The 12,527-nt window shown below is 57.5% G+C and carries 9 protein-coding genes and 3 pseudogenes; 4 read left to right on the forward strand and 8 right to left on the reverse strand.

What is annotated here, in order from left to right:
* Nucleotides 1-1,601, forward strand: a pseudogene (locus tag ACLTXB_RS05605) (DNA-directed RNA polymerase subunit beta'); the annotation flags it as partial.
* A gap of 556 nt (nucleotides 1,602-2,157) precedes the next feature.
* Nucleotides 2,158-2,655: pseudogene (locus tag ACLTXB_RS05610) on the forward strand (O-acetyl-ADP-ribose deacetylase); the annotation flags it as partial.
* A gap of 149 nt (nucleotides 2,656-2,804) precedes the next feature.
* On the opposite strand, the gene ACLTXB_RS05615 reads toward ACLTXB_RS05610, so the two are convergent.
* Both ACLTXB_RS05615 and ACLTXB_RS05620 read right to left on the reverse strand, forming a co-directional pair.
* Nucleotides 2,805-4,139 (reverse strand): carbohydrate-binding domain-containing protein, encoded by a 1,335-nt coding sequence (locus ACLTXB_RS05615; protein ID WP_428226325.1) that lies wholly within the window; start codon nucleotides 4,137-4,139, stop codon nucleotides 2,805-2,807.
* Nucleotides 4,133-4,477 carry a hypothetical protein gene (locus ACLTXB_RS05620; RefSeq protein ID WP_428226326.1) on the reverse strand — a complete coding sequence of 115 codons (345 nt, stop codon included), beginning with the start codon at nucleotides 4,475-4,477 and terminating at the stop codon, nucleotides 4,133-4,135. The genes ACLTXB_RS05615 and ACLTXB_RS05620 overlap by 7 nt, the downstream gene beginning before the upstream one ends.
* A gap of 29 nt (nucleotides 4,478-4,506) precedes the next feature.
* On the opposite strand from ACLTXB_RS05620, the pseudogene ACLTXB_RS05625 reads away from it, so the two are divergent.
* A pseudogene (locus ACLTXB_RS05625) lies at nucleotides 4,507-4,653 on the forward strand (IS110 family transposase); the annotation flags it as partial.
* A 114-nt stretch (nucleotides 4,654-4,767) separates the two neighbouring features.
* Here the strand turns inward: ACLTXB_RS05625 and ACLTXB_RS05630 are convergent.
* Nucleotides 4,768-5,469 carry a polyphosphate polymerase domain-containing protein gene (locus ACLTXB_RS05630; protein WP_428226327.1) on the reverse strand — a complete coding sequence of 234 codons (702 nt, stop codon included), beginning with the start codon at nucleotides 5,467-5,469 and terminating at the stop codon, nucleotides 4,768-4,770.
* A 129-nt stretch (nucleotides 5,470-5,598) separates the two neighbouring features.
* On the opposite strand from ACLTXB_RS05630, the gene ACLTXB_RS05635 reads away from it, so the two are divergent.
* On the forward strand, nucleotides 5,599-5,757 hold the full coding sequence (locus ACLTXB_RS05635) for a hypothetical protein (RefSeq protein ID WP_428226328.1): 159 nt from the start codon (nucleotides 5,599-5,601) through the stop codon (nucleotides 5,755-5,757).
* A gap of 116 nt (nucleotides 5,758-5,873) precedes the next feature.
* On the opposite strand, the gene ACLTXB_RS05640 is transcribed toward ACLTXB_RS05635, so the two are convergent.
* From ACLTXB_RS05640 to ACLTXB_RS05660, 5 genes are all read right to left on the reverse strand, one after another.
* Nucleotides 5,874-8,486 (reverse strand): cation-translocating P-type ATPase, encoded by a 2,613-nt coding sequence (locus ACLTXB_RS05640; protein ID WP_428226329.1) that lies wholly within the window; start codon nucleotides 8,484-8,486, stop codon nucleotides 5,874-5,876.
* Nucleotides 8,487-8,786: 300 nt separating this feature from the next.
* Nucleotides 8,787-9,551 (reverse strand): anti-sigma-I factor RsgI family protein, encoded by a 765-nt coding sequence (locus ACLTXB_RS05645; protein ID WP_428226330.1) that lies wholly within the window; start codon nucleotides 9,549-9,551, stop codon nucleotides 8,787-8,789.
* Nucleotides 9,532-10,026, reverse strand: a complete 495-nt coding sequence (locus tag ACLTXB_RS05650) for an RNA polymerase sigma factor (protein WP_428226331.1) — start codon at nucleotides 10,024-10,026, stop codon at nucleotides 9,532-9,534. The genes ACLTXB_RS05645 and ACLTXB_RS05650 overlap by 20 nt, the downstream gene beginning before the upstream one ends.
* Before the next feature lie 20 nt (nucleotides 10,027-10,046).
* Nucleotides 10,047-10,325, reverse strand: coding sequence for a hypothetical protein (locus tag ACLTXB_RS05655; RefSeq protein ID WP_428226332.1), 279 nt, complete (start codon nucleotides 10,323-10,325; stop codon nucleotides 10,047-10,049).
* A 91-nt stretch (nucleotides 10,326-10,416) separates the two neighbouring features.
* Nucleotides 10,417-12,516 (reverse strand): ATP-dependent helicase, encoded by a 2,100-nt coding sequence (locus tag ACLTXB_RS05660; protein WP_428226333.1) that lies wholly within the window; start codon nucleotides 12,514-12,516, stop codon nucleotides 10,417-10,419.
* Nucleotides 12,517-12,527 lie beyond the last annotated feature (11 nt).

Raw genomic sequence — 12,527 nt, forward strand, 5'->3', positions numbered from 1 at the left:
AGTCCATGGACCGCTACAATCCTATCTTCATGATGGCTGATTCCGGCGCCCGTGGTAGTATGGCTCAGATCCGTCAGCTGGCCGGTATGCGTGGCCTGATGGCCGATACCTCCGGCCGTACCATCGAGATCCCCATCAAGGCCAACTTCCGTGAAGGCCTTTCCGTACTGGAGTACTTCATCTCCTCCCGAGGCGCCCGAAAGGGCATGGCCGATACCGCTCTGCGTACCGCCGACTCTGGTTACCTGACCCGTCGTCTGGTTGACGTCTCCCAGGAGGTCATCATCCGCGAGGACGACTGTGGTACCGACGATGGTATCATGGTCAGCGAGATCGAAGAGCACGGCCAGGTCATTGAGACCTTCGCTGAGCGTATCCATGGCCGCTATGCCACCGCGGATATCGTCGATCCTGAGACCGGCGAGCTGCTCTTCACCAAGGACACCATGCTCCGCAAGGAGAATGCTGAGGTCCTGGAGGCCCACGGCATCCACGCCGTCAAGATCCGCTCCGTACTCACCTGCCGCGCCCGCAGCGGTGTGTGCGCCAAGTGCTACGGCATCAACCTGGCCATCGGCGAGCCTGTGGGCGCCGGCGAGGCCGTTGGTATCATCGCTGCTCAGTCCATCGGTGAGCCCGGTACCCAGCTGACCATGCGTACCTTCCACACCGGCGGCGTAGCCGGCGGCGATATCACCCAGGGTCTTCCCCGAGTCGAAGAACTCTTCGAGGCCCGCAAGCCCAAGAAGATGGCCCAGCTGGCCGAGATTGGTGGCCGCGTGACCATCGAGGAGACCAAGCGCAACGTCATGTGCAACCTGACCATCACCGCCAACGACGGCGAGGTGGTGACCTACGCTCTGCCTTACTCTGCCGGTATCAAGGTCAAGGACGGCGACACCGTGGAGAAGGGCTTCCAGCTCACCGAGGGCGCTCTGTCTCCCCACGAGGTGCTGCGTATCCGCGGCCTGTCCGACTGTCATAACTATCTGATCCGCGAGGTTCAGAAGGTGTACCGTCAGCAGGGCGTTGACACCAACGATAAGCACATCGAGGTTATTGTCCGTCAGATGATGCGGAAGGTCCGTGTGGAGGACGCCGGCGATTCCGATCTGCTGTCCGGTTCCACCATCGACATCATCGAGTTCCTGGATGCTGAGCAGGCGGTCAAGGACCGCATCGCTGCCGGCGAGAAGAACGAGATGGGCGAGGAGCTGCGTCTGCCCACATGCACCCGTCTGCTCATGGGTATCACCAAGGCCTCTCTGGCCACCGAGTCCTTCCTGTCCGCCGCCTCCTTCCAGGAGACCACCAAGGTGCTCACCGAGGCTGCTATCAAGGGTAAGGTGGACCACCTGCTGGGCCTGAAGGAGAACGTGATCATCGGTAAGCTGATCCCTGCCGGTTCCGGTCTGACTCAGTACCGCAAGTTTGATACCTTCGACGACGAGGGCAACCTCACCGCTCAGGACGGCGGCATTGTGGCCGACGCTCTGGAGGCTCACGAAAGCGAGGACGCCGGGGAAGAGCTGCTCTTCGAGGAGGGCGCTATGGAACTGGAGTCTGAGTCCGTGGAAGAGGACCAGGCGCCTGAGCTGTAAGTTTAAACAAAACCCTGTTTTATCGGGACGCCGCAGAACGCGGCGTCCCGATTTTTATATATCACATATCCCACAAGATATAAAAAACACTGATCCATGCAATGTTGGAATGCATAGGGAAAATATAATTTATCGCTAAGAAAATGTTAAAAATGTGATATAAATTGATTAAAATAGTTGGATTTATACCATTATTGAAAATAACTGAAAATGTGCACAAAACAGCCTGTATTTTCCATGGAAGAGATTGTAATATCGTACATTGACTGTTTTCAGCTCTCCGACTATGCTAGTGACATAAGGAGAAAGGAGTTGAGCAAAATGGTCCTGAATGATGTGCTCAGCGTTGCTGGGATGCTGGTTATCGTGGTTGGTATGCTGTGGGCTTTCCAGTCTGAGAACCTGGGCGTCAAGCACCACGCTTAATGACGTAACGATATAAGAACAAAAGGCCGGAGAGCTTCCTGGGGAAGTTCTCCGGCCTTTTCTTGCGCTGGTTGTCTTTTGAGAGAGAATGGGATACAATGATCCTAACATCATAACAGGAGGTGGGGATATGTCCCTGGAAATGCAGAAGGCGGATATTACCAAGTTGAAGGTGGATGCCATCGTCAATGCCGCCAACCGTTCTCTGCTGGGGGGAGGCGGCGTGGACGGCGCCATTCACCGGGCCGCCGGGCCGGAGCTGCTGGCGGAGTGCCGAACCTTGGGCGGTTGTGAGACGGGAGAGGCCAAAGTTACCCAGGCCTACCAGCTGCCCTGCCGGTATGTGATCCACACCGTGGGGCCCATCTGGCATGGCGGGCAGCGGGGTGAGCGGGAGAAGCTGGTCTCCTGTTACCGTACCAGCCTGAAGCTGGCCTGGGAGAAAGGGTGTGCCTCGGTGGCCTTCCCACTGATCTCTGCTGGGGTGTATGGATATCCCAAAGACCAGGCCCTGGAAGTGGCAGTAGAGACCATTCAGGCCTTTTTGCAGGAGCACGACATGCAGGTGATCCTGGTGCTCTTTGACCGTGTGGTGGTCCAAATTGCCCAGGAAAAGTATCCCGATCTCTGGCAGAAATAAAATAGATCTCAAATATGTAGCCCCATAGGTACAATGTGAACCTATGGGGCTTAGTACTATGTATGAGGGAAATTAAAGCATGCGGGACAGCACATGCATGAATGTTGGCCATCTTGTCAGATAGAGTCTGTGCAGAATTATGTCCCAGATGTTTGCCCCAGTTCTCCCGAGGCTGCCGTACTATCTTGACCACGCACACCACCGCGGCCATCTGTACCGGCTTGGTTGCCCATTCCGCCGCGGCCGCCGCTCATCTGGCCGGGGTTGGTCTCCGAGCCATCGTTGGTGGTAATATCGCCGCCGTTGTTGGCATAGGCACCGTCACAATCAATAGCGGTGTTTCCGCTGCCGTTGCAGGTGAGAGCCAGTGTACCGCCGTTGATGGTAAGACTGCCGTTGGAGTCCACGCAGTCACCGGTGGATACGATGGTAAATGTACCGCCGTTAATCATAATAAAGCAGTTGGAGCTGGCGGTAAATGTGTCCTGCTGTCGGGCGCCAAATCCGCTAAAGCCAGAGCTGTCTGCCCCACCGCCGGCGTTGAGGCCGTCGTCATTGGATGTAATATCAAACACACCGTCCTCAATGGTGATAGACAGACCTTCAATGCCTTCATAGCAGTAGGGGATGGTAAAGGTGCCGCTTTGAATGGTGAGGGCGTCATCGCAGTGGATGGCATCATCTCTGCTGCTCAGGGTAAACTCTCCCGCGGCAATCGCCATTTCTCCTCCCGAATGAAGGCAGTCATCTGCGCTGTCGATGGTGAAAGTGCCGCCGTTGATGGCATAGGTGTTCTCACCTTTGATACCCTTCTGGCTGGTGGAATCCTCTTCCGTCTGGGTGGTGGAAGTGGTGGTCTGGTTCGTCCAGCCGCCCCGCTGGCCGCCGCCAAACTGGTCACTGCTGGTCATCTCTACGCTGGCACTGCCCTCTCCGGTAGATAGATTAAAGGTGCCGCCGTCAATCTGAAGGGCTCCCATGGCACTGACGGCATCTCCCTGAGAGAGGATGGTGAAGCTGCCATCCTTGATATAGAGCCATCCTAAAGTGAGATCGTCGCTGTTCTCCGCATGGATACCGTCCTTACCAGAGGTAATGGTCAAAACACCGTCTGCAATGGCGACACAGTCTTTGCCTGACAGGCCGTGGCTGGCGGAGGTGATGGTATAGTTTCCACCGGTAATGAGCAGGTCGTCCTTGGATACGACGCCATGACCGGCCTGGGCGTTGATGGTCAGGCTGCCGGAGCCATTGAGGGTTAGGTCAGTTTTGGCAAAGATTACTGCATCGATATTATTGTCATCGATAGCAATATACTCCCCACCGTTGGTCAGGGTATTCTCCGTGTTCTCCGCTGAAGTAATGAAGACCTTGTCAGCCTCTAAAGCGTAGATGGCAGCGGAGGTGGAGCTGGTAATGTCTGCTCCCGCCAGCACCAGTTGAACCTTTTCAGTATCGCCGGCGTCTACCACGATTTGTCCATCCGTAAGAGTACCCGAAATGCGGTAGATCCCCTCGGCGTGATGGTGATAGTACCGCCGTCGATGACAACGGAATTGGAATCGCAGGAGGCGGTGTTTCCATTCAGTTGTATGTCAATAGCCTCGCTCTCGTCATAGGTTCCTGCCAGATCCCGGTCACTGAATATTTCGGCTGTGTCGATGGTGGATACTGTGGTGGCCGTCATATCCTCAGAGGAAACGGTTCCTGTATTGGACGTGTCCTGCGCTGTGTTCTGTGCTCCGCAGCCGCTGAGAACCAGCAGGCCACACAGCAAAACGGCGGTAAGTCCGCGCTTTGTTTGTTTCATCGTATCATCTCCTTTTTACAGGGTGGCTATGGGCCCCAACCTTTGCTGCATACCTTGCAAAAAAGCGGGCGGAGGGCAAACATTACAACATTGCGCTTTCTCACGCTGCCAAGAAGCTGGTGCGGCTTATTTTTGCTATGGAGAAATCCAGGCAGCCGTACTGCTCGGCAACGTAAATTCCTCTTGATAGCCAGCACTGGGGTTCTAACGAGCTCCTGCTTTGCTATACCCTTTTTGAACCATCTGCCGTTTTACCACATCCATTCATTTTTAGGGTTGACACTTAATAGTTAATCTCTCTGTCTGTTGAGCATAATGTCCTGATAGGCAGCACCGTATTTGGAAAAAGAGGTCTTGAAGATCCCTTGCTCCGAAAGAACGTGTGCCATCCACAGGGGCAGGCCTCCGGCCACCTTCAATTCCATGAGTACCTGGCCAGGCGGCAGGATGGGTATCCCCCATGTATCGGAATCCAGCGTCAGCTCCTCCTGACGGTATCGGATTTCGCTGTCAAAGGTTATCCGAAGCTCCTCGTCCTCTACCCCGCGAAAGGAGTCCCGCTCATAGGAGAGGAACACCGCCGGACGCAGAGCCTGATAAAAGTCCATGGTATAGGCCAACTCTCTGCCGATTTGACTATTCTGCCAGGGCCGCCTCCCGTCGATACATGCCATCGCCTGATCCTGTGGAATGGAGATGCGACGTTTATACACCACCGAGAGGTACTTCTTTTTTAGTTCCATAAACACCGGATCGTGTTCTCCAGCCTGACCGTAGCTGCGCACACGGAGTTTTTCTTTGTAGATGGGTTTCTCCAGACTGCGGCGAATAAGCCGGTAATTCGGTGTATCCAGATAAAGATTCTGGATCGAGCTGTGGCTGTACTCGTCGGGTACCATATGGGGATCCATAGCAGTCAGTACGGCTTTCAGCTGACGGTAATCCATCAAATATTTGAATTCATATCGTTGAAAGGTCATTTGGTTCTTCACAGGCGAGGCCTCCTTGTTTGGATATTGTAAAACCAGTGTAAAAACCAAAACATAATTGAAGCTTAATTACGGCAGTGTTTTTCGTGAACAAAAAATGAACGTTTCCAGCCTCCGGGGATAACGGCCGGTTTGGAAAAGAAGGATTGTCTATGGACCGGGTGTGACAATAAGGAAGCGCAGGACTGCTTGGATACAGACACCCCCATCCCGATGCTGCGGCTTATCGCAAAGCTGGAGGAGGACAACCTCAGTGGTCTCTATATGGGGGGCAAAGGCCACCCGGCATAAAATAAAACAGGCGGACAGCGCAAAGCTGTCCGCCTGTTTTCCTAATTATTCAACGGTTTTTAAAGGGTGACCTATGAGAAAGGTCAGAATTGGGGAACCATTTATTCTATTGGATTTTATCGGCCCTGGAAGATGCGGGTGAGCTGAATGAGCAGGGTAGGAGCAAAGGCCAGGCCCAGCACACACAGAAGGTCAAAGCCGTTGAGGGGAGAGACCAAGAACAGGCTCTCCATGGCGGGGACAAACAGCACCAGAGCCAGCAGCAGGATACCTACGCCGAAGGCCATGAGGGAGTACACGTTGCTGCCCAGACCAAGCTTGACGATGGACTCCTTGCCGCGGCAGTTAAAGCCGTGGAACAGGCGGGCAAGGGTGAGGGTGGCGAAAGCCATGGTGCTGGCCAGAGCGGGGCCGGACTGGTTCAGACCGATATAGAAGGCGACCATGGAGGCGATGCCGATCATCAGGCCCTGACCAAACACCCGGGTGAGCATAGGCTTATCCATCATGGAAGCATTGGGGTCGCGGGGAGGCTGGTCCATCAGACCGGGACGCGCGGGCTCCATGCCCAGGGCGATGGCGGGCAGACTGTCGGTGAGCAGGTTGATAAACAGCAGGTGTACCGGCTGGAAGGGGACGCTCAGCCCGGCAATGGAGGCGTAGATGACGGCCAGAATGGCGCCCATGTTGCCCGAGAGCAGGAACTGAATGGCGTTGCGGATGTTGGCATAGACGCTGCGGCCGTTGAGTACCGCCTTGACGATGGTAGCGAAGTTGTCGTCGGCCAGAATCATGGCGGCGGCATCCTTACTTACCTCGGTGCCGGTAATGCCCATGGCCACACCCACGTCAGCCTTCTTCAGGGCGGGGGCGTCGTTGACGCCGTCGCCAGTCATGGCGGCGATGCAGCCACGGCGCTGCCAGGCGGTGACGATGCGGATCTTATGCTCGGGAGAGACTCGGGCGTAGACAGCGATGTGGGGGAGCTTCTGATCCAGCTCCTCGTCGCTCATGGAGTCCAGCTCCACGCCGTCCAGGGACATATCGCCCTCACCGAAGATGCCGATCTGCTTGGCAATGGCGGTGGCGGTGACCTTGTGGTCGCCGGTGATCATGACAGTACGGATACCGGCCTTTTTGGCGTCAGCCACAGCCTGGATGCTCTCAGGCCGGGGCGGGTCAATCATGGAGATGAGGCCCACGAAGGTGTAGTCGGTCTCGTCTTCCAGGGTGAGCAGACGGGCTTCCTTCATGGGACGCAGGGCGAAGGCCAGCACCCGCAGACCATTTTCCGACTGCTGGCGGTTGACCTGCTGGATCTGGGCGCGGAGCTCGGGAGTCATGGGGACAGGGCCGTTGGCGGTGAGCAGCCGGATGGAGCGGTCCAGCAGCACATCGATGGCGCCCTTGGTGTACAGGGTGGGACCGTCGTCGGTGTTGTGCAGGGTGCTCATCAGCTTGCGGTCGGAGTCAAAGGCCAGCTCGGCCAGACGGGGGTGCTGGGTGCGGTAGGCACGCTCCTCTACACCGAAGCGTCCGCCCAGCTGAACCAGGGCTACCTCGGTGGGATCGCCCACGGAGGCGCCGGTCTCGTGGTCCATGGTGGCGTCGCTGTCCAGCAGAGCGATTTTCAGCAGGGTGCGCTGGGCATCGTTGGCCAGCTCCAGGTCGGTGCCGCGGGTGAGGACGCCGTCGGCCCAGATGTTCTGCACGGTCATGCGGTTCTGGGTGAGGGTGCCGGTCTTATCGGAGCAGATGACGGAGACGGAGCCCAGGCTCTCCACCGCCTTCAGCTCCTTGATAATGGCGTTCTGACGGGCCATCTTCTGGGTGCCCATGGCCAGCACGATAGTGACGATGGAGCTGAGAGCCTCAGGGATGGCGGCAACGGCCAGAGCCACGGCAAACATGAGGGAGTCCAGGATGGTCATGTGGCTGCGGAAGACAGACAGGAGGAAGACGCCGGCGCAGATGATCATGATGACCATGGCCAGCTTGCTGGAGAAGTCGTCCAGGTTCTTCTGCAGAGGAGTCTTGCGCTGCTGAGTCTGATTCATCAGGGTGGCGATGCGGCCCAGCTGGGTGTCCATGCCGGTGGCGGTAACCACCATGACGGCACGGCCGTAGGTGACCAGAGAGCCGGAGAAGACCATGTTCTTCTGGTCGCCCAGGGCGACCTTCTCGCCCTCAATGGCTTCATTGGTCTTTTCCACCGCTTCGCTCTCACCGGTGAGAGAACTCTCATTTACCTTAAGAGACCAGCAGTTCAGCAGACGGCCGTCGGCCACCACAAGGTCACCGGCCTCCAGCTCAATGATATCGCCGGGGACGACCTGATTGCTGGGAATCTCCAGGCGTTGGCCGTCACGCAGCACTTTGGCGGAGGGGGCGCTCATCGCTTTCAGGCTTTCCAGAGACTTTTCAGCCTTAAAATACTGTACAGTGCCCAGAATGGCGTTCATAATGAGCACGGCGAAAATAACCAGGGTGCTTTCCATGTTGCCGGAGAACATGGAGATGAGGGCGGCTGCAATCAGAATAGCCACCAGCAGGTCTTTGAACTGCTCAGCAAAGACAGCCAGCACGCTCTTTTTCTTGCCCTCGGCCAACTGGTTGTGGCCGTACTGAGCCAGGCGCTGGGTGGCCTGGGCACTGGTGAGACCGTCTGAGGTGACCTGGAGGTGCTCCAAGGTCTGCTTGGGTGTCTTTTGGAAGAAGTTTTGATCCATAACACGTCGCCTTTCTTTCTCTGTTGTGAGGAATAGTTTGTGCCGGAAGAAACAAAAAAGACCTTCCGGCAGTATGGAAATACTGCCGAAAAGTCTTGTTACCACCAAAATATGGGGGCCCACCCTGCCAGATTATCCGAAGACAATCGAGATGTTGACAAGGCGGCTTGCAACTACTCCCTTTTCACGCGAGAAGTACTATATCACAGGGAAATAAAAAAGGCAAGGGAAAATTCGCAGATTTTTAGGGAGAAGGAAATCGGAAGTTGAGACATATGCCAAATTGGGGCGAAAGAGGGATTACCTGGCTCCATGATGGCCTTCACTTCCGTGGTGACCGCCGGAATTTCCGTTGCCGAAGCCCTGATCACTGCCGGTATTCTGTCCACAGTCAGAGGAACTGCTGGCGTCCTGGCCGGATGACAGATCGGACAGCCACTGGCGCAGCTGGTGCATGGAGCATTCGCTTACCTGTTCTGACGTGATGGAGGGATCCAGGGCTTGAAGCTGGAGCAGCATCTGATATTTGCTCAGAGACAGCCCCTCTTTCTGGGCCGCAGTGACCTGGGACCAGTCGGCGCTGGAACAGCTCCCGTGTCCCGCACAGGACTGAGTATCTTCCATCAGGTCCTGGCAGTGCTGCTGGTTTTGTCCCGCCACGGTAACCGCCAGCTCCGTACCGCTGTCCAGGGCCTGGGATACCTCCTGGCTGCCCAGAATGGCCTCCAGCGCATCGGTGTAGCTGAGGTAGGTGAGCTCCAGCTTGTCAGCCAGCTCCTGGTCCTGGGTGCTGTCGCCCTGGACCTGGAGTACCCGGTCAAATCGGTTCAGCGTCAGCTCCAAGGAAGGACCTGCCTCCACGCTGACGGCGGACACCGGAGTGAACCAGGCCAATGCACCGCCTGCCCCCAGAAAAACGACCAGCAGACAGGCAGCCGCCGCCAGCAGGCTGCGATAGCGGGGACGGGCGGGAGTGCGCCGTGCATGGAGATAGGCACGTGTGCGCTTCTTCAGCTCCGGACTGGCCTGGACGGCCTGAAAGGCATCATGGATCGGTCGGTTCAATGCGTTCACCTCCCAGCGTGCTGCGCAGCTGTTCCCTGGCCCGGGTCAGCAGAGTGTAGACGGTATTGGTGTTCTTGTGCAGGATCGCGCCGATCTCTTTGGCGGTGTAGCCTTCATAGTAGTGCAGATACACCACGTCCCGGTATTTTGCGGGCAGAGAGAGGACGGCCTCCAGCACCTCCCGGTGCTTCTGAGACAGCTGGTCGGGCTGATCGGCCAGCTCGTCCAGGGAGACGGTACGGCTGCGAAAAAAGCTTTTCAGCAGGTCCCGGCAGGCGTTGAGGGTCACTCGGATAAACCAGGCTTTCTCATGTTCCGGGCTTTCAAACACAGCGGAGCTGAGGACATACTTCAGAAAAACCGTCTGAAAGATGTCCTCCGTGTCGGCCGGATTTTTCAGATGCACCATGCAGAGCCGCCGTACCAGATCGGCATAGCGGTCGATGGCGCGGTTGGCCTCCTCTTCGCTGCGCATGTCCTCACCCTTTTACTTCGTTAATTCCAGCGGCCTCCCCTGTGGTGGCCGCCGCCGTGGTGGCCCTGGCCGCAGTTCTGGCCCAAATTGTCGCACACACCGTCGCCGTCGGTATCCCCATAGGCGCAATTGCTGCCGTGGTAGTCACAGATCCCGTCGCCATCCGCGTCCTGGTAACATGCTACCGAGTTCTGGCAGATCCCGGTACCATGTCCGAAGTGGCCTGCGGCCAAAGTCCCGGTGACAAGCAGGCCCAGCACCAGGGCGCTGGCCAGCAAAATGGTAATCATCTTTTTCATACAAAAACCTCCCCGATCAAACTGGGGCTCTCTTTGCCCCTCATAAGCAATACAACTGAGGAAGGCGAATCCATTCACCGGAGAAAAATTTTTATTCCTCCGAATCCGCCAGCTGGAACTGCCCCAAACGCAAGGCGGCGGACAGGGAGAAGCGCCGCTCGACACCGTCGGCAAAGCGTACCAAGATAATGTCGCCGGAGCGGGAGACGACCTGACCCGGACCGAAGCTGCGGTGGCACAGGGCTGCGCCAGGGACACAGCGGCGGGAAGTCTGTTCTATGGCTACCAGGTCCGGTACCGCCCGGGGAGAGAGGGGAACCGCTTTTTTGGCCTCCTCCTTGGATTTTGGGAAGAGAGAGGAGGCAAAGCGGCTGGTGAGCTCACTGCGGCGGAAACGCATGACCCAAAGCTCTTCCTTGGCCCGGGTCATACCCACGTAAAAGAGCCGCCGCTCCTCCTCATAGGCGTCCAGTTCCTGGGAGGAGGCGTCGGGACCGGGGAGCGTTTTGGGCAGCAGACCGTCGGCCACGTCCATTAAAATGACCCGTTTGTACTCCAGACCCTTACTGGAGTGGATGGTGGACAGGACGAAGGGACAGTTATGTTGAGACGATCCAGCCCGTACCAGCTCCCGCAGTACCTCCAGCCGCTCCAGCAGGCCGCCGGGAGTGGGCTCATTGGCTCCCAGAGCCTCCAGAATCTGCGTTTTGCTCTGATCCATGCCCCGCTGCTCCAGATAGTCACCGTATCCCATAAAGTGGACGATGCGGTACACGCCCCGGTCAGCCCGCTGGGTGAGCAGGTTGGCCATATGGGTCTGGAGGGCCTTGCACTGGCGGCGGGTCCAGGGGGATGTACCGGGGAGCGAGGCAACCAGTTCCAGAATGGGAGAGGTATCCGGACCGCACTGGGCCGCCGCCTGTTCGGCTGCCGCCCGGCTGATCCCTGCCCCCAGCTTGTAGTAGACCCGCAGGAAGGCATCTCCGTCCCAGGGGTCCTGGGCCAGAGTAAGGATATCCACAATATCCCGCACCACCCAGTGGGTAAAGAAACCGCTGTCCACCTGGCGGCAGCGGTAGGGGATGCCCTGACGCTCCAGTAGATCGATGAGGGGCAGGGCGCTGTCGTTGTCCCGGTAGAGGATCGCAGTCTCCTCTTTGCAGTCCTGGGCCACCTGGGCCAGGTAGCGGTATTGGGCGCTGCGGTCCTGGACCCAGATCTCTTTCAGGGCCGGCCCCTCTCCACGCACCGCCTTCATGTGTTTGGGGCGGCGGTTTTTATTTTGCTCAATAAATTTCTGAGCAGCGGCCACAATAGGGCGAGTGGAGCGGTAGTTCTGCTCCAGATAGAGAACCTTTGCCCCGGGGTAGATGGATTCAAATTGGGTGAGGGCCTGGGGGTAGGCGGCCCGAAAACCGTAGATGCTCTGGTCCTCGTCGCCCACCAGAAAGAGGTTGCCGTTTTGTCCCGCCAGCAGTCGGAGAATGGCGTGCTGGATTTTGGAGGTGTCCTGGGCCTCGTCCACACAGAGGTAGGGGTAGCGGCGGCGGAACTGCTCCAAAAGCTGAGGAAACTGCTTTAAAATCCGGTGGGCGTAGATCATCTGGTCGTCGTAGTCCATCAGCTGGTGGGTGCGCAGCAGGCGGCAGTACTCCTGGTAGATGGGAGGAAACTCCACCCCTTCCACTTCTACCTGTTCCAGATCCTCGCCGGAGATCATGCTGTTTTTCACATAGGTAATGGCGGTCTGTACCGCCTTGACGGTGCTCTCCGAGGCAAATTCCCCGCTCTGCCGCCGGCAGATCTCTCCGATGATGGCCGCCTGGCGTCCGATATCCTCCAACAGCTGGAAGGCCTGGCGGCCCTGGGTACGCTCATAGGCCCGAATGATTCGGCTGCACACTCCGTTGATGGTGCGAAACTCCAGCCGGTCGGCCAGAGGTTGGCCGAAGAAGGCGGCGAAGCGCCGGGACATATCCCGGGCGGCGGAGACGGTGTAGGTCATGGTGAGGATGTTTTCCGGCGGCACGCCCTGGGCAATCAGATAGCCGATGCGGGAGACCAGCACCGTGGTCTTGCCGCTGCCCGGCACTGCCAGCAGCAGCACCGGTCCGGAGAGGGCCTGGACGGCCTCCTCCTGCTGGGGGTTAAGATTTAAGTGGTATTGGGTTTTGAACTGAGCAAAGGTCATGAGGTTCTCCT

The sequence above is a fragment of the Flintibacter sp. genome (assembly GCF_046973065.1).

What these genes read in the sequence shown, in the direction of transcription:
- ACLTXB_RS05620 (WP_428226326.1), bottom strand. Translation starts at nt 4,477, where the DNA reads ATGAAACAAACAAAGCGCGGACTTACCGCCGTTTTGCTGTGTGGCCTG.
- ACLTXB_RS05640 (WP_428226329.1), bottom strand. Translation starts at nt 8,486, where the DNA reads ATGGATCAAAACTTCTTCCAAAAGACACCCAAGCAGACCTTGGAGCAC.
- ACLTXB_RS05650 (WP_428226331.1), bottom strand. Translation starts at nt 10,026, where the DNA reads ATGCGCAGCGAAGAGGAGGCCAACCGCGCCATCGACCGCTATGCCGAT.
- ACLTXB_RS05655 (WP_428226332.1), bottom strand. Translation starts at nt 10,325, where the DNA reads ATGAAAAAGATGATTACCATTTTGCTGGCCAGCGCCCTGGTGCTGGGC.
- ACLTXB_RS05660 (WP_428226333.1), bottom strand. Translation starts at nt 12,516, where the DNA reads ATGACCTTTGCTCAGTTCAAAACCCAATACCACTTAAATCTTAACCCC.